The organism is Luteolibacter sp. (assembly GCF_058122085.1).
On sequence record NZ_JBIKBQ010000030.1, the window covers coordinates 1 to 15,612 of the forward strand.

The window sequence follows — 15,612 nt, forward strand, 5'->3', positions numbered from 1 at the left end:
GATTCCGAGCGCCAGTGGATCGTCGATCCCATCGATGGCACGGTGAATTTCTTCTACGGCATTCCCCATTTCTGCGTCTCCATCGCCCTGCGGGTCGCCGGAGAAATCGTCGTCGGCGTGATTCATGATCCGATGGTCGGCGAAACCTGGACCGTCGAAAAAGGCGGCCCGGCGTTGCTCAACGGTCGCCCGATTCAAGTCAGCAAGCGCTACGATCTGGCGGAATCGATCCTCTACGTCGGCTGCGGCAAGGACGAGGAAGCGCTCCGGACCGGCGTCGAGCGTTTTCACCGCGCCTCGCTGCGCGCCCGTAAAATGCGCATGATGGGCTCCGCCGCGCTCGGCATGGCCTACATCGCCAGCGGTCGGATCGATGGCTACATCGAGTCCCGCATTTCCCTCTGGGACATCGCCGCCGGCCAGCTTCTGGTAGAAACCGCCGGCGGCAAGGTGGATCTCACCGCCGTCCCTGGCCATGCCGACGCTTGGTCGATCGTCGCCAGCAATGGAAAAATCCCGCTTGAGGAAATCCTTTAACGTTCAACCTTCATGACCGGCATCGGCTACGACGTTCACCAATTCGCGGAAAACCGTCCGCTCGTCCTCGGCGGCGTGACCATCCCGCACAGCCACGGCCTCGCCGGGCATTCCGACGCGGACGTTCTCTGCCACGCGATCGCCGACGCCGTGCTCGGCGCGATGGGGCAGCCGGACATCGGTTATTTTTTCCCGCCCGGTGATCCGGCGTGCAAAGACATTTGTTCGCTGGAAATCCTCGTGAAATGCCGCGAACTCGCCGCCGCGGCCGGCCTGACCATCGTCAACGTCGATTCCACCCTGATCGCCGAGGCTCCGAAAGTGCTGCCCCACCGCGACGCGATGCGCGCCAACATCGGCACCGCGCTTGGAATCGCCCCGGAGCGCGTCGGGATCAAGGCCACGACTAACGAAACCATGGGTTTCATCGGCCGGAAGGAAGGCATCGCGGCTCTCGCCGTCGCACAGGTGGACATCGGGTGATCGACCCGCGACCGGCTAGCCGATGACGTCGCGGACGCGGCTGGCGATGACTTCCGCCAGTTGCACCTCGCCTTCCTCGCGGAGAAACTCGCAGTAGTTCGAGGCGACGGCTTCGAGATCGGCGGCGTATTCCGAGCCGAGCGCTTCGTAGCCGGTGAGGGCTTTTTCAAAATGCCTGCGCGCCCAGGAGCGATCGCCGGTGTTGAGCAGGGCGAGGGCGAGATTGTTGTGGGATTGGGCGGTGTCCGGGTGCTCCTCGCCGAGGAGTTTGCGGCGGGTTTCCAGCGCGATCATGTGCATTTCCCGGGATTGCTCGAAGTATCCGGCGGCCTGGTAGAGAGCTCCGAGATTGCTGGAGACGGTGGCGGTTTGCTCATGCTCCTGGCCGAGTTGCGAGTGGAGGATTTCCAGCGCCCGCAGGAAATGGGACTCGGCGGTATCCAGATCACCCGCCGCCTTGGCGATGAAGCCGAGGTTGTTGGCGATGGCCGCGATATCGAGCAACAAGGGTGGCTCGTGGCGTTCGAAGAAATCGATGGAGTTCTGCCAGTGGGCGACGGCTTGTTCTTCCCGGCCGAGTCCGTCGTAGGCCGCGCCGAGCCCGGCGTGGAGCCTGCCAATCTGGTCGAAACGATCCGGGCGGTCCTGCAATTGATCGATCGCCTGGCGGTAGTCGTCACGGGCGAGTTCGAAATTTCCCAGCTCGCGGTGGATGTCGCCGCGGGTTTCGAGCGCGGAGGCGAACGCGTCGATGCTATCGAGATTCGGGCCGAGCGTTTGCTGGGATTTCTCCACGGCTGCGGCTGCGGCATGCAACGCTTCGTTGAGGTTTCCATCCGCGCGCAGGGCTTCGACGCGGTCGTGAAGAATTCCAATCAGGGTTGCAGTCGGAGAATCCATAATTTGTGGGGTGAAGCTACTATCGGTGGATTTCGTCCTCTGACGAGCCGAAATCACTCGCCGGGGAAAGTCTTTCGATCAACTCCCGCCGGGAAGCCGGCAAGCTGCCAAGCGCGTCGCGCAGGGACAATTCCGCCCGGCTCGGATCTTGCAGGACTCCGAGAAGTCGGGCCAGTTCGGATTCGAAATGGCGGAGCGCCCGCAGGCCGGGTGGCGTGGTGTCGAGATGGTCGAGCGCCCGCTTGAGCAGATCGTGCAGTCCCGGCTCGGGATGCCCCGGCTCCACCGCCATTTCGACCAATTGGCAGCAGTAGGCAGCCAGCAAAGTGGAGCTATAGTTCTGGCGCAGGCCCTCGCGCCATTGCCGGATCGCGACTTCCCGCAGCGAGTGAAGTTCTCCGCCCCGCGACAGGGTAAAGCTGATCTCGCCGCCGAAAAAAAGGTCCAGCTGACCGTTGAATTTACTTTTCGGCCGTCTGGCGCCTTTTGCGACCGTTTTGACCAATCCGCAAGCTTCCGTAAACCAGTGAACAATCAGGCTGGTTTCCGTCAGACGGGTGAGGCGGATCACGATGGCTTCCGTGGATTGCACGCCGGGACCTTCGCGCGCATTTCGTGAAATGGCGATGCCCATTGATCCGCTGGCGATGATTTATCAGCTCCCAAACATCGGCCTCCAAATTCCCGGATTGACTAAACCGATGACTTTCAATAGCTTGTAGCCGTCATGAGATGAAGTTTGCTAGTGAATAGCCGCCCCCCTCCCCGATGAAATCCCCCCACCGGCATCGCTCTATCAGCGGCACCTCGCGTGATGATGGCTGCGGCTGGTTTCGGACAAAACGAGCTGGAGAATGCCGAAAAGGTACATTGACCCGCGCGGGGGTTAGGTTATGAAATTTAGTTCGGTTTAATTAAATATCAGCTTCTTGAAAATCATCCGGTCAAATCAAACATGGCGCGTCGTCGAGTCTTTCTCGGGGGAGAGCCATTGTCTTGAGCGGCTCGCGTTGAGCAAGGGCTATCGGGTCGCGGACGTTTGCCGCGCCTTGGGATGCAGCAGCCGCTACCTGCATATTTTGTTCGTCAGGGACATCGGGCTGTCGCCGAAGCACTGGATGAAAATGGAGCGGATGGTGGTGGCCAGAAGGAAGCTGGAAGGCGGCAAATCCCCCGACGATGTGGCGAGGGACTTGGGATTCCTGTCGATCACCACCTTCTGCCGGCAATTCCATACATTCTATCGAACGACCCCCGCCTTGTTCCAGAGCAAGCGGAAGGTTTTCGCCCATCCCGACGGCTCGGTGTCAGGCCGGGAGCCGGGTCCGGAATGACCTTTCAGTCGGCTCAAGGAATCCGGAAAATCTTTTTGTTGGACGGGTCGCGCGCCAGCTGTCCGGATTTGAAACCGGCCACGTCGATGACATTGTAAGGCTCGTAAGGACTCAGCACTTGATCAGGATTCGTGGTGGGCTGGGCGGTGGGGTAGCCGCCCGTGGCGGTTGGAGGCTGGACTGGAGCAGGCGGCGGCTGCGGCGCGAAGTCGCTTTGCGAATCGTAGGGCGAAACCTGCTCGGGGGCGAACGGCGGATCCGGCCGGAAACGCGGCGGCGGCACCGGTGGCGGCGGGGTGCAGGAGGCCAGCCCGACAATGCTGGCCGCGGCGATGGAGAGGGATGTTTTGGACATGGGCTTGGGACGTGAGGTTTCGTAACTCTATTCGAATCAACAGGATCGCGCAATCAGATGCTTGGAAAGAATCGCCAGCTTGCGTGCCTTGGAAACACGGTAGCGTTTTTCAAAAACATGGAAACGGTCATCGCGCATTTTTTCCAGCAGGAGGTGGTAGATTTCCCCCATGATCCTGGCGGGCACCAGCGCGTTGCGATCCGCAGCGGGAAGCGCTTCGGCGGCTTGGTGGAAAAAGCCTTCCGCGCGCTCGGCCTCATAAGCCATCAGCGCGAGGAACCGCCCGTCCCGCACCCGGCCGGCGAGATCCTGCTCGGTGTATTGAAAGCGGGACATGTCCGCCAGCGGCAGATAGATCCGCCCGCCGTTCGAGAGATCCTCCCCGATGTCGCGCAGGATGTTGGTCAGTTGCAGGGCGTGGCCGAGCGCCACCGCGTAGCGCTCCGATCCGGAATCGGTGCAGCCGAAAATCCGGATCGAAACCAGCCCGACCGCGCAGGCGACCTTCCAGATGTATTCCGATAGTTCCTCCCAGGTTTCGAAGCGCTGCGGCTGCAGGTCCATCCGGCAGCCGTCGATGATCGCGACGAGCAAATCGTTCGGAATTTGCCGCCTGTCGCGCAGGGAGATCACTTCGCGCTGGAATTCATCGGGGGCTTGGAATCCATCGATCATTCCTTGTCTCCAAGCATTCAAGGACCGGCCGCGCTCTTCGAGTGGGACGCCTGGATCATCCGCCAGATCATCCATCGTCCGGCAGAACGCGTAGAAAACCACCATGTCCTCACGCCGCTCGCGGGGCAGGATGTTCAGGGCGAAGGCCAGATTCGACTTCGCTTTGCGGGTGATTTCCGAGGCGGCGGACACGGCGTCAGCGGATGAATCCCCAGTGTCCGCTGGTGATCGGCCACAGCGAGAACAGCGCCGGCCCGACCAGGTTGAATTCCTTCACCGGGCCCCAGTAGCGCGAGTCCAGCGAGTTTCCGGTGTTGTCGCCGAGGGCCGCGTATTCGCGCATTCCCGGGCGTCCGTTAGCGGCCAACGGCAGCGTCGCGCCGTCCTTGGCGAGGTACTGGGGAAGCTTCTTCCCGTTATGGGCGGCTTCATTCGAACTGGCCAGGCCGTAGCCGCCGGGGTTGATGCTGTAAGCTCCCTCGCCGCGGATCACCCGCTGGATGCCGGGCTCTTGGGCGATTTTCCCATCGATGAGCAGGTTGGGAGGCTGGATGGAAAGCGTGTCGCCGGGGACGCCGCACAAGCGCTTGATGTAGTGCGAGCCGGCACCCTGCTCGCCGCTGCGCTTCTGGATGCCCTCGATGCCGATGGTGTCGAACACGAAAACCTCGCCGCGCTTGGGTTTGCGGAAATGGTAGGAAAACTTGTCCACTAACACCAGATCGCCGGAGTCGATGGTGCCCTCGCAGATCACCATGTCCTTGGGAATCAAACCGCCGTTGCGGACGGCGTGGCTGATCGCGGTGCTGAGGCCGATCGCGGAGGACGGGTTGGAGGGGGCGGGAAGCCGGAGCGGCGGGGAATCTGAAAAGCGGATCTCCGAGCGGCTGAAAAAGTGCAGGAACTGGGTGTCCTTGATGTCCAATCCGCCTTGGCGGGTGATGGCGATGTGGCGGTCCCGGTCGTTGACCTCATAGACGTAGGTCCTCCCGCGCAGCACTTTTTCCAACAGGCGCTGGGGCAGGCTCGGCCATTGATCCTTTTTCAGGGGCGTGCCGATGATGCCGTTGAGAGTCGGTTGCATCGATCCGGTAGGAATCCGGAAGGGCTGCAAATAGTAAGCGCGCAGGCCGAGTGCGATGACGATGGCGACGAACATGACCTCCACGTTTTCCTCGAACCAGCCGAGCGGTTTCTCCTGCGGCAGGGAGTTCTCACAGACCGCGCGGATCTGTTTCGAGGCTTCGTTCACTTTCGCGAGATCCTTGGATTGGATCGCCGCGAGCAAATCCGCGCGGCGGGAGTCGATCTCGACCACGCGCTCGGGCTTGAGCAGGTCGCGTTTGTAATCGACGAATTTTTTCGCACCCTTCACCAGGTGCTGCGCTTCCTTTTTCCACTTCGGCGTGAACATGGCCGGAGTCTCACGACGGATCGGACCGACTGCAAGCGCGGAGAGTGGCGGAAAATCAAGCTTTGGCGGGTGCCGGGCGGAGTTTTTCCCAGTCTTCGGCCGACACGCAGCACGGATCGGCGGCGACCCAGTGATTGGCGGCGATTTGCCTGAGGGAAAGGTCCGCGCCGATGGTCTCGGGGTAGCGCGGGTGGTTCATGCGGTGGCCGAAGGCGCTGCCGGGCGGCGGATCGATGGGTGAGGGGACGTCGCCCTCCAATAGGATTTTTTTCCGTTTCACCTTCGGGTCGTGCGAGGGGATCGCGGAGAGCAGTGCTTTGGTGTAGGCGTGGCGAGGGTCCTGATAGATGGCCTCGGCGGTGGCGAGCTCGACGATTTTTCCGAGATACATCACGGCCACCCGGTCGCTGACGTGCTTCACCACCGAGAGGTCGTGAGCGATGAAAAGATAGGACAAGCCGAAATCCCGCTGCAACTCGACGAGCAGGTTGAGGATCTGGGATTGCACCGAGACATCGAGCGCGGAGACCGGCTCGTCGCAAACGATGAGCTTCGGCTTCAGCGCGAGCGCGCGGGCGATGCCGATGCGCTGGCGCTGGCCGCCGGAAAATTCGAAGGAGTAGCGCTCGGCGGACGACGCCGGCAGGCCGACGCGGTCTAGCAAGTCATCGACCCGCTGGATGCGTTCCGCGCGGCTGCCGAGGCCGTGGATGATGAAGGGTTCCTCGATGATCGCCCGCACGCTCATCCGCGGGTCGAGCGACTCGGCGGGATCCTGGAAGATCATCTGGAAATTCCGCCGAAGCGGACGCAGCGCGCGCGGGCCGGCGTGGCTGATGTCGTGATTTTCAAAACGGATGCTGCCGGTCGTCGGCTTGAGCAATCGTACGATCGCCTTGCCGAGCGTGGATTTCCCGCAACCGGACTCGCCGACGAGTCCGAGCGTCTCGCCGGGCGCGATGTCCAGCGAGACGCCGTCCACCGCGCGGACGGCTCCGGTCTGGCGCAGCATGACGCCGCCGCGCACCGGGAAATGGACGCGGAGGTCGTTTACAGATAGAAGATTCATGGGAACATCGAACATTGAACGCCAAACATCGAACATCGAAGTGAAGAGAAGGAAGAATTACTTGCGGCGTTTTTCGGCGGTGGCGATGCTGGTGACGAAAATGCGGATGAGTTGGTCGGTTTCATTGGACGTTCGATGTTTGGCGTTCAATGTTTGGCGTTCAATGTTCGATGCCCGAAGTGCATTCCGGGCAGGTTTCCACCCAATGATTGGGTGACACTTCGGAGAACACGGGCCGCTCGCGGGTGACGGCGGTGGTGCGACCCATGCGTTGGCAAAAACGGCAGCCGTGCGAGTAGTCGGCGAGGGCGGCGACGGTTCCGGGGATGGTTTTGAGGAGGGATTTCGACGGCGTGTCGAGCGTCGGGATCGAGTGGAGCAGGCCCTGGGTGTAGGCGTGGAGAGGATTGGAAAACAACTCTTCCGCACCCGCCCGCTCGACGACGCGACCGGCATACATCACGACGACGTCGTCGCACGTTTCCGCGATGACGCCGAGGTCGTGGGTGATGAGAATGGTGGACATGCCCATCTCCGACTGGAGGCGGCTCATCAGGTCCAGGATCTGCGCCTGCACCGTCACGTCGAGCGCGGTGGTCGGCTCGTCGGCGATGAGCAGCGAGGGGCGGCAGGCCATCGCCATGGCGATGACGACGCGCTGGCGCATGCCGCCGGATAGATGGTGCGGGTAGTCCATCATCCGCTTTTCCGGAGCGGGGATGCGGACGAGTTCGAGCATCTCGGTGGCCGCGTCCCAGGCGTCCTTTTTCGAGAGCTTCTTGTGCATGTGGAAAACCTCCGCCACCTGACGCCCGATGCGATGCACCGGGTTGAGCGCGGCCATCGGCTCCTGGAAAATCACGCCGATCTCGCCGCCGCGGATTTTGCGGATTTCCGAGTCGCTGGCGCGGACGAGGTCGCGGCCTTTGAAATACACATGGCCGCCGAGGATCTTGCCCGCAGGCTGCGGGAGCAGGCGGACGATCGACATCGCGGTGACGCTTTTCCCGCAGCCGGACTCGCCGACGATGCCGACGGTCTTGCCGGCAGGCACCGTGAACGACACCTGATCGACGGCGCGGAGCAGGCCGCGGTCGGTCTCGAAGGAAGTGATGAGCTTGTCCACTTCCAGGATGTTTTCCGTTTCGGGAATCATGGTGCTGCGGGGGAGGTTGGCGCTTTGACTCGATAGTCCTCGATGGTCCTGATGGATTCCGGGAAGGACCTGCCGGTGCGGCGGGCGGATTGCGTTTCGGCTTTCACCGCCTCGTCGATCCAGAAGACGAACACCTCGTGCGGATCATAGACGACGGGCGGGCTGAAGCGGGTGTTCTCACAGTCCGGCCATTTCACCCAGCGCCACAAGCCGATGCGGATAAAATCCACCGAGTAGCCGGGGACGAAAATCGCCTCGTCGTGCATGATGCGCTGGAGTTTCCACGCGGCGTCCTTGAGCTCTTCCGCGGTGCTTGCGGTGCGGACCTTCTCGCTGAGGACATCGGTGTCCGCCCGGTGCCAGACGAAGGTGTTATTCGTCTGCGGTTTTAAATTTCCCTTCTCGTCGATGGCGTTGGTGGAGTGAAGGAACTGATGGAAGTCCGGAACCGGTGGGTTGATCAGCCAGCTTCCGAGCGCCATTTCGTGCTGTTTCTGCATCTCCTTCTTGTAGGCGACGGTGTATTCCAACCCGTCGAGCCGCAGCTCGAAGCCGCAGGCTTTCGCCTCTTCCCGCAGGATGGCGAAGATCCGGTCGATCTGCGGCATGGCCGGATAGGTGACGGAGACGGAAAGCCGGGTGCCGTCCGGCTTGGTCAGGATGCCGTCGCGCCCCTCCTGCGTGTATCCCGCCTTGGCGAATGCGGCGCGCGCGGCGTCAATGGAGAAGGGGCGGGCGACGATGGATGGATCGCTGAAGGTGACGTAGCCTTCGTTGAAGGCGTTGAGCCGCTGGTAGTCGCCGCGGAACATCACGTCGATGACTTTCTGCCAGTTCATCGCATGGTGGATGCCGATGCGGACGTTCAGGTCGTTGAGCGGGGGCTTGCTGACATTCAGATAGAGCCCGCGCGGCACCTTGGGGTATTTGTTATAGAAGGTGACGCGCTCGATGTAGCCGTCGTAAACCGGGGCGATCTCGGATTTTTCATACCACAGCTGGGGCTGGGTGAGGAAAAACGTGTCGAGTTCGCCGGCCCGGAACAGTTCGAACGCCTTGGATTCGTCGCGCACCACGGTGTGGACGAGCTTGTCCGGGTTGAAACGGTATCGGTAGTATTTGCGGTCTTTCGCCCACCAGTTCTTCACGCGGGTCTGGGTGATGGACGCGCCTTTGATGATGTCCTCGGGCAGCACTTCATACGCTCCGGTGGTGGGAGGGAAACGCCATTGGTAGCGCTCGTTGTAGTCGGGGCCGTATTCGGAATAGAAATGGGGCGGCGAGGGGGTGATCGCCCCGGCGATGGCCGGCGCGTAGATTTTCGCCTCGGGCAACGAGACGGACACGGTGAGCTCGTCATACATCGCGACCTGGGCGATGTTTTCGCGGTAAAACTGTTTTGAGTAAGGATTGACGATGTTGTCCGAGACGCGGAGATAGACGGAGACGAGGAAATCCCGTGCCCTGACCGGGACGCCGTCCGAGTAGCGGGCCTCCGGGTCGATGCGGAAATAGATCGTGCGGCCGTCCTGGGAAGTGGCCCATTCCCTGGCGAGGCCGGGAATCATTTCCATGGTCTGCGGATGGAGGCTGACCATCGGCAGGTCGATGTAGTCGTAGAGGTCGCCGCGGAAAGAATTGTTAGCGTTGTCGCCGAAGGGGCGGATGGTCGGCGGAAAGGTGGGGATGAAACGACGGAAAGCCCCGTCCTTTTTCGCGGCGGGATCGCCGATCTCCGGCTGGTCCATGCCGTTTTCCCAAACGAGGTCCGCCGGGATTTCCGCCGGGGTTCCGACTTTCAGGAAACCGCCGAGGCCGAGGCGGAATTCCCATTTTTCCTGATCGAGGGCCAGTGCGGCGGCATGGAGTTCGAGGGCGGTTTTCGCCTCGCCCTCCGCGGTGGTTAGTTCTGCGGCGACGCGGGCGGCTTCCTTCCCGGTGGCTGCCTGCTGGGTTTTCAGCCAGTTCCCGATGTGGCGGTTGTAAATCGGCACGAAGGCGTCGAACTCGAGTTTTCTCGGGATTTCCTCCGTCTTGTGACGGCAGCCGGTCACGATGAATGCGAGGAAACACAGGAATGTGAGAAGTCGGCGCATCAACGATAGAAGGTGAATTTTTTCGGATCGAAGGCCTCGCGGACGGCCTCGCCGATGAAGGTGATCACGACCAGCAGCCCGACGAGGACCACGAAGGTCGAGGTGACGAGCCACGGCGCGGAAAGATTGGACAGGCCGTCGTTGAGCAGACGCCCCCAGGTCGCGTATTCCGGGGGGAGGCCGAAGCCGAGATAGTCGAGCGAGGTCAGCGAGAAGACCAGGCCGGACAGGGTGAAAGGCACCAGCGTCACGATGATGGCGACCGTGTTAGGCAGGAGATGGCGGAACAGAATCCGCGGGGTGCCGGCGCCGAGGACTTTGGCGGCGGAGATGTAATCCCGCTCCTTGTCGCGGTAGGCGGCGGTCCGCATCAGGTAGGTCATACCCATCCAGCCGAAGGCGACGAGGATGGTCAGGATGATCGGCAGGCCCTTGAATTTTTCCGGCACCATGCTCGAAAAAATGATGACGACGAACAGGAACGGCATGTTGGAGAAAATCTCGATGAGCCGCTGCGCGACCATGTCGAACCAGCCGCCGAAGTAGCCCATCATCATCCCGATGCTGATGCCGATGAGATAGACGATGGGCAGATAGATGAGCGCCGCCTTGAAATTCACCTGCAAGCCGCCGTAGAGATAGGCGAGCACGTCGTAGCCCTGCGAGGTGGTGCCCAGCCAGTTCCCCTCCTCGGGGATCGGCGGCGCGGGATGGTATTTCACGGCCCGCAAGTCGCTGCTTTCCCACCCGAGGAACGCCTCCTTGGTGCCCTCGCCGTTGTAGCGGTCCGAGACGAGCTGGCCGTCTTTGTATTCCGCGCTGTAAACCGGCAGGCCGTCCGCGTTCCAGCCGTCCACAGGTCCGGTCAGGACGCCTTGCCGCAGGGTGTAGCGCAGGTGCATTTTCGCCTCGGCGATGTCGATGTATTTCGCCGCGAGTCCCCAGTAGGGTTTGCCGCCGCCTTCCCGATAGACGCCCTCGTGCTTGGTGAGCGCGCGCGAGCGGGGCGGCAGGGTGTCGCCGGTCGGGTCGTAGGGGACGAGCGGCATGATCACCCGGTTTTCCGTGGAGCCTTTCCAGGCACGTTTCAGCTTCCGATAGTCGGCGGGAGCCTCGGCGGTTCCATCGCTGACGCCGAAGTCCTTGTTCTTGAGATCGCTCGGTAAAAACGCGGGGAAAGTCCATTTCCCGCCGTGGTGGACGGCGAGGGCGCGCTTGCCGACGACCACCTGGTCCAATGCAGCGAGTCCGCCGAGGGCGAGCAGGATGACGAGTGAATAATAGCCGCGCTTGATCTCGCAGAAGCGGCGGATGCGGCGGGTGGTGACCGGGTTGCGCGGACCCGAGGCGAGCGAGCGGACGACCATGGCGAGCCCGCCGAGCACGAGGAGCGCCACGCACAGCCAGCCGAACCACGGGAAGCCGTTTCCTCCCAGAAACGGCACTTCCCGGCTGACCTCGAAGAACCAGCGCGCCGTGGGGAACGCGAGGTCCATGCGCTGCCCGGTGGCGGCGAGCGCACCTAGCAGGATGCCGGAAATTCCAATGAGCCGTATCATTATTCGAATTTGATTCGCGGGTCCACCATCGCCACGAGGAGGTCGGAAATGACCTGCCCGACGAGCATCAGGAAGGCGGCGATGGTCAGCGTGCCCATGATCACCGGCACGTCGCGGGCGATCACGGCCTGGTATTGCAGCAGGCCGAAGCCCTGGATGTCGAAAACCGTCTCGATCAGCATCGAGCCGCCGATGAAGATTTCCACCAGGCTGCCGAGGCTGGTGGCGACGGGGATCATGGAGTTCCGGAACGCATGGCCGAAGACGGCGCGGGGGTAGCTCACGCCTTTCGCGACCGCGGTGCGCACGTAGTCCGCGGCGAGGTTGTCCATCAGGCTGTTCTTCGTCAGCATCGTCAGCATGGCGAAGGAGCCGATGACATAACAGGTCAGCGGCAGCACCGTGTGGTGGGCGATGTCCTTCACCTTGTTCCAGTTGTCGAACTGGTCGAAGCCCGGGCTGGTCAGGCCGAAGAGCGGGAAAAGATTCATGCGCGCGCCGAGGTGGACGAGCAGGATCGCGCCGAGCGCGAATCCGGGAATCGAGTAGCCGAGGAAAATCAGCACCGAGCTCGATGTGTCGATGAAGGTCCGGTGTTTCAACGCCTTCAGGACGCCAAGCGGCAGGCAGATCGCGTAGGTGATGATGGCCGTCAGCAGGCCGAAATAGGCGGCGACCGGCATGCGCGCGAAAATCATTTCATGCACCGGGTCGTTATAGACCGTCGAGCGGCCGAGATTGCCCTGGAGCAGGCCGGAAAAGCGCGTTTGATAGATCACGGCCCGCTGCGGATAGGAAGGCGGCTTTTCCTTGCCGGAGTTCCGGCGTTGGTAGCGGTCCTGACGGTCCTTTTCCGTCTCGTAGCGGACCTTCCAGCCCTCGGCCTCGACCGCTTTGCCGGTCTCCGCGAAAACGGCGGAGGCGACCGCGTCGTTCCGGCGTTTCACCAGCACCGCCCGGCCGTCGCCGCGCAGCACCACGGTGGCGGTGGTGGCGGTATCGATTTCGCCGCCGATCATCTCATCGCCGCGATCGCCGTATTCGCCCTTGGAAATGCGCACCTCGCGCGGTGCCACGCCGAGCCACTGGCAGTAGGCGACGAGGACCGGCTTATCGAGGCCGAACTGCTCCTCGAGTTCCTCCAGCTGCTCCTCGCTCAGCCCGCCTTGCGCTTGGTTCGAGGTCGTGCGCTTGCCACCGGAATCCGCGCCGCGGGAAGCTTCCTGCAGCATCCGGTCGAGCGGTCCGCCGGGGACGAAGCGGGTGATGGTGAAGACAAGCAGCGTGATCCCGATCAGTGTCGGTGGAATCAGTAGCAGGCGTCTGAGAAAGTAGCTCTTCACAAGATTGTCGCCCGTTCTTTTAGTCGTCCTCTCTGATCATGCAAGCGTCGGGATTCCCGACTTTCTCCGGCAGGAAATCAATTTTCCAAAATTTCAACTGCATTTCCGGTTCGTCCCGTCATGTTCCCCCGCGTGACGTTCCGTGGATTGTTTCTCATCGCCGCCCCTGTTTGTTGGTTGCTCGCTTCCTGCCAGAAGGAATCGCAAGTGGACCGGGCGACTCGGGAAGGGATTCTGCTGGTGGGGAATTCCGCGGAACCCAAGGCGCTGGACCATCAGCTGGTAACCGGCGTGATCGAGAGCAAGATCATCACTTCCTTGTTCGAGGGACTCGTCGCGGGCGATCCGTCGCGGGACGACGCGGCCATACCCGGCGCGGCGGCATCCTGGGAACACAACGAGGACATGACCGGCTGGGTGTTCCACCTTCAGCCCCAGGGGAAATGGTCGGACGGAGCGCCGGTGACCGCGCATGATTTCGTCTTCGCCTACAACCGCCTGCTGCATCCTGACTTCGCCGGACCGTATGCGGAAATGCTCTATTTCCTCGATGGTGCGGAGGCCTTCAACAAAGGGGAAACCACCGATTTCTCCCAGGTCGGCGTCAAGGCGGTGGACGATTTCACGCTCCAGTTGAAGCTGCGCGAGCCGGTCCCCTACCTGCCGTCATTGACGCGGCATTACACGTGGTTCCCGGTGCCGCGGCACGTCGTGCTCCAGTTCGGAAAAATGAACGATCGCTTCACGAAATGGAGCGTGCTGCCGAACATCGTCGGCAACGGCCCCTTCAAGCTCACCCAGTGGCGGTTCCACGACTTCATCGAGGTGAGGCGTAACCCCCACTACTGGAATGCGGCGCAAGTGGGCTTGAACGGAATCCGTTTCTATCCGGTCGAGAATCCCTACACCGAGACCCGGGCGTTCCTATCGGGCCAGTTGCACACGACTTACCAGCTCCCGTCCGACCTGATCCGCACGGTGAAAAAGAATGATCCCGAATTCCTCCGCCAGGAACCCTACGTCGGCACCACCTTCATCCGCCTGAACACGACCCGGCCCGCGTTTTCCGATCCCCGCGTGCGGCAGGCTCTCTCACTCACCATCGACCGCGGACAGATCTGTGAACACATCATGGAGGGATTCATCCCCGCCACCTCGCTGACGCCGAAAATGGGTTCCTACGAACCCGAGGCGAAACTCCGCTTCGACCCGGAAAAAGCCCGCGTGCTCCTTGCCGAAGCGGGTTTCCCCAATGGTGACGGATTTCCAGTCTTCTCGATGCTCATCTCCCGCCCCTCCGCCCGTGCCGGCAGCGAGGCGCTCCAGGCGATGTGGCTCAAGCACCTCAATATCCGCATCAACATCCAGAACATGGACTGGGGATCCTACATCGGCGCCCAGCAATCCCTGAACTTCGACATGGCCTCCGCCGGATGGGTCGGCGACTACCTCGACCCGACCACCTTCCTCAACATCTGGACGCCGGGAAATGGCAATAACAACACCGGGTGGAGCGACCCGCGCTACGACTCGCTGTTACGCGCCGCCGCCTTGAAAGCAGATCCCGCCGAGCGCATCGCCCTGTTTCGCGAGGCGGAAAGCCTGCTGATGGATGCCCAGCCGATCCTGCCGGTTTCCTATTACACCCGCAACTATCTGATCCGCCCCGAGGTCAAGGGCTGGCATCCCCTGTTGCTGGACAACCACCCATGGGGGGCGATCCGCCTCGAACGCTGAACCTGCCTGACTCAACCATGCTTGCGAATCTCATCGGCCGCTTTCTCCAGGGCATCTTCGTCCTGTTCGTGCTTTTCACGGTCACCTTCTTCCTGATCAAGGCGCTGCCCGGCGGCCCGTTCAAATCCGCGGAAAAGGCGATCCCCGAGCACATCCGGGCGAAAATCGAAGCCTACTACGGACTCGACCAGCCCGTGCAGGTCCAGTATTTCCGGCAGCTCAAGAACCTCGTCCAAGGCGATCCCGGGCTGAGCCTGCGACTCGAAGGGCGCGAGGTGACGGAAATCATTTCCCAAGCCTTTCCCGTCTCGCTCCGGCTGGGACTCGCCGCCATGGCCATCGCCATGAGTATCGGGATTCCGTTAGGCGTCATCGCAGCCTGGAAGAAAAACACGCTGATGGATTACTCGGCCATGGCGTTGGCGATGGTGGGCATCTGCATCCCCGCCTTTGTGGTCGGGCCGCTGTTGGCGGACCAGTTCGGCCGCCGGATGAACCTCCTGCCCGCGATGGGTTGGGATCCGACCGATCCGGGCTCGTGGCTGCTTCCCGCCCTGACTCTCGGGCTGGCGACCGCCGCCTACCTTTCCCGGCTCACCCGCGCGGGAATGTTGGAAATCCTCAGCCAGGACTACATCCGCACCGCCAAGGCCAAGGGTGTGGGCAGCTTCCGGATGCTCATCCGCCACAGCCTGCGCGGCGGCATCATTCCGGCCGTCGCCTTCATCGGCCCGGCCTTCGCCGGGATCATCTCCGGCTCCGTGGTGATCGAAAGCGTGTTCGCGATGCCCGGCCTCGGCCTGCATTTCGTCAAGTCCATCGAAGTGGGGGACGCGCCGATGATCCTCGGCAGCGTCATGCTCTACGGCACGCTGATCATCATCGCGAATTTCCTCACCGACCTCCTCGGCCTCTGGCTCAATCCCCGGCTTCGTGCCAGCCGCTGAAATCCCA

General features: G+C 62.1%; 15 protein-coding genes. 5 read left to right on the top strand and 10 right to left on the bottom strand.

All coding sequences use genetic code 11. The features are described 5' to 3' along the window. Both AC4DF4_RS06240 and ispF read left to right on the top strand, forming a co-directional pair. On the top strand, nucleotides 1-537 hold a 537-nt coding region (locus tag AC4DF4_RS06240), incomplete at its 5' end, for an inositol monophosphatase family protein (RefSeq protein ID WP_490047249.1). A 12-nt stretch (nucleotides 538-549) separates the two neighbouring features. Further along, complete coding sequence (gene ispF, locus AC4DF4_RS06245; protein ID WP_490047250.1) at nucleotides 550-1,020, top strand: 2-C-methyl-D-erythritol 2,4-cyclodiphosphate synthase; 471 nt, start codon at nucleotides 550-552, stop codon at nucleotides 1,018-1,020. A 15-nt stretch (nucleotides 1,021-1,035) separates the two neighbouring features. On the opposite strand, the gene AC4DF4_RS06250 is transcribed toward ispF, so the two are convergent. Together AC4DF4_RS06250 and recO are read right to left on the bottom strand one after the other, a co-directional pair. Then, nucleotides 1,036-1,920, bottom strand: a complete 885-nt coding sequence (locus AC4DF4_RS06250; RefSeq protein ID WP_490047251.1) for a tetratricopeptide repeat protein — start codon at nucleotides 1,918-1,920, stop codon at nucleotides 1,036-1,038. A gap of 19 nt (nucleotides 1,921-1,939) precedes the next feature. Beyond that, the gene (recO, locus tag AC4DF4_RS06255; protein WP_490047252.1) at nucleotides 1,940-2,512 is read right to left on the bottom strand and encodes a DNA repair protein RecO; all 573 of its coding nucleotides are present in this window, start codon (nucleotides 2,510-2,512) and stop codon (nucleotides 1,940-1,942) included. A 337-nt stretch (nucleotides 2,513-2,849) separates the two neighbouring features. Between recO and AC4DF4_RS06260 the strand changes: the two genes are divergently transcribed. Then, nucleotides 2,850-3,254: a helix-turn-helix domain-containing protein gene (locus AC4DF4_RS06260; RefSeq protein ID WP_490047253.1), complete on the top strand. Its 405-nt coding sequence runs from the start codon at nucleotides 2,850-2,852 to the stop codon at nucleotides 3,252-3,254. Nucleotides 3,255-3,267: 13 nt separating this feature from the next. Here the strand turns inward: AC4DF4_RS06260 and AC4DF4_RS06265 are convergent, their stop codons facing one another. From AC4DF4_RS06265 to AC4DF4_RS06300, 8 genes are all read right to left on the bottom strand, one after another. Further along, nucleotides 3,268-3,609: a hypothetical protein gene (locus tag AC4DF4_RS06265; RefSeq protein ID WP_490047254.1), complete on the bottom strand. Its 342-nt coding sequence runs from the start codon at nucleotides 3,607-3,609 to the stop codon at nucleotides 3,268-3,270. A gap of 36 nt (nucleotides 3,610-3,645) precedes the next feature. Then, nucleotides 3,646-4,476, bottom strand: a complete 831-nt coding sequence (locus AC4DF4_RS06270; RefSeq protein ID WP_490047255.1) for a phytoene/squalene synthase family protein — start codon at nucleotides 4,474-4,476, stop codon at nucleotides 3,646-3,648. Nucleotides 4,477-4,480: 4 nt separating this feature from the next. Further along, nucleotides 4,481-5,698 (bottom strand): signal peptidase I, encoded by a 1,218-nt coding sequence (gene lepB, locus AC4DF4_RS06275; RefSeq protein ID WP_490047256.1) that lies wholly within the window; start codon nucleotides 5,696-5,698, stop codon nucleotides 4,481-4,483. Between the two features lie 55 nt (nucleotides 5,699-5,753). Then, a complete protein-coding gene (locus tag AC4DF4_RS06280) occupies nucleotides 5,754-6,767 on the bottom strand; it encodes an ABC transporter ATP-binding protein (RefSeq protein WP_490047257.1) in 1,014 nt (337 codons plus the stop codon). A 160-nt stretch (nucleotides 6,768-6,927) separates the two neighbouring features. Beyond that, complete coding sequence (locus AC4DF4_RS06285) at nucleotides 6,928-7,923, bottom strand: ABC transporter ATP-binding protein (RefSeq protein ID WP_490047258.1); 996 nt, start codon at nucleotides 7,921-7,923, stop codon at nucleotides 6,928-6,930. Further along, on the bottom strand, nucleotides 7,920-10,019 hold the full coding sequence (locus AC4DF4_RS06290) for an ABC transporter substrate-binding protein (RefSeq protein ID WP_490047259.1): 2,100 nt from the start codon (nucleotides 10,017-10,019) through the stop codon (nucleotides 7,920-7,922). The genes AC4DF4_RS06285 and AC4DF4_RS06290 overlap by 4 nt, the downstream gene beginning before the upstream one ends. Continuing rightward, a complete protein-coding gene (locus AC4DF4_RS06295) occupies nucleotides 10,019-11,578 on the bottom strand; it encodes an ABC transporter permease subunit (protein WP_490047260.1) in 1,560 nt (519 codons plus the stop codon). Before AC4DF4_RS06295 ends, AC4DF4_RS06290 begins: the two co-directional genes overlap by 1 nt. After that, nucleotides 11,578-12,921, bottom strand: coding sequence for an ABC transporter permease subunit (locus tag AC4DF4_RS06300; RefSeq protein WP_490047261.1), 1,344 nt, complete (start codon nucleotides 12,919-12,921; stop codon nucleotides 11,578-11,580). The genes AC4DF4_RS06295 and AC4DF4_RS06300 overlap by 1 nt, the downstream gene beginning before the upstream one ends. 120 nt (nucleotides 12,922-13,041) lie before the next feature. Between AC4DF4_RS06300 and AC4DF4_RS06305 the strand changes: the two genes are divergently transcribed. Together AC4DF4_RS06305 and AC4DF4_RS06310 are read left to right on the top strand one after the other, a co-directional pair. Next, nucleotides 13,042-14,658 (top strand): peptide ABC transporter substrate-binding protein, encoded by a 1,617-nt coding sequence (locus tag AC4DF4_RS06305; RefSeq protein WP_490047262.1) that lies wholly within the window; start codon nucleotides 13,042-13,044, stop codon nucleotides 14,656-14,658. A gap of 17 nt (nucleotides 14,659-14,675) precedes the next feature. Further along, complete coding sequence (locus AC4DF4_RS06310) at nucleotides 14,676-15,605, top strand: ABC transporter permease (protein WP_490047263.1); 930 nt, start codon at nucleotides 14,676-14,678, stop codon at nucleotides 15,603-15,605. Nucleotides 15,606-15,612: the final 7 nt, after the last annotated feature.

Excerpts from the sequence above, each read along its gene's own strand:
- AC4DF4_RS06285 (WP_490047258.1), bottom strand. The coding sequence starts at position 7,923 with ATGATTCCCGAAACGGAAAACATCCTGGAAGTGGACAAGCTCATCACT.
- AC4DF4_RS06310 (WP_490047263.1), top strand. The coding sequence starts at position 14,676 with ATGCTTGCGAATCTCATCGGCCGCTTTCTCCAGGGCATCTTCGTCCTG.
- AC4DF4_RS06295 (WP_490047260.1), bottom strand. The coding sequence starts at position 11,578 with ATGATACGGCTCATTGGAATTTCCGGCATCCTGCTAGGTGCGCTCGCC.
- AC4DF4_RS06290 (WP_490047259.1), bottom strand. The coding sequence starts at position 10,019 with ATGCGCCGACTTCTCACATTCCTGTGTTTCCTCGCATTCATCGTGACC.
- lepB (WP_490047256.1), bottom strand. The coding sequence starts at position 5,698 with ATGTTCACGCCGAAGTGGAAAAAGGAAGCGCAGCACCTGGTGAAGGGT.
- AC4DF4_RS06305 (WP_490047262.1), top strand. The coding sequence starts at position 13,042 with ATGTTCCCCCGCGTGACGTTCCGTGGATTGTTTCTCATCGCCGCCCCT.
- AC4DF4_RS06280 (WP_490047257.1), bottom strand. The coding sequence starts at position 6,767 with ATGAATCTTCTATCTGTAAACGACCTCCGCGTCCATTTCCCGGTGCGC.
- AC4DF4_RS06250 (WP_490047251.1), bottom strand. The coding sequence starts at position 1,920 with ATGGATTCTCCGACTGCAACCCTGATTGGAATTCTTCACGACCGCGTC.
- ispF (WP_490047250.1), top strand. The coding sequence starts at position 550 with ATGACCGGCATCGGCTACGACGTTCACCAATTCGCGGAAAACCGTCCG.
- AC4DF4_RS06265 (WP_490047254.1), bottom strand. The coding sequence starts at position 3,609 with ATGTCCAAAACATCCCTCTCCATCGCCGCGGCCAGCATTGTCGGGCTG.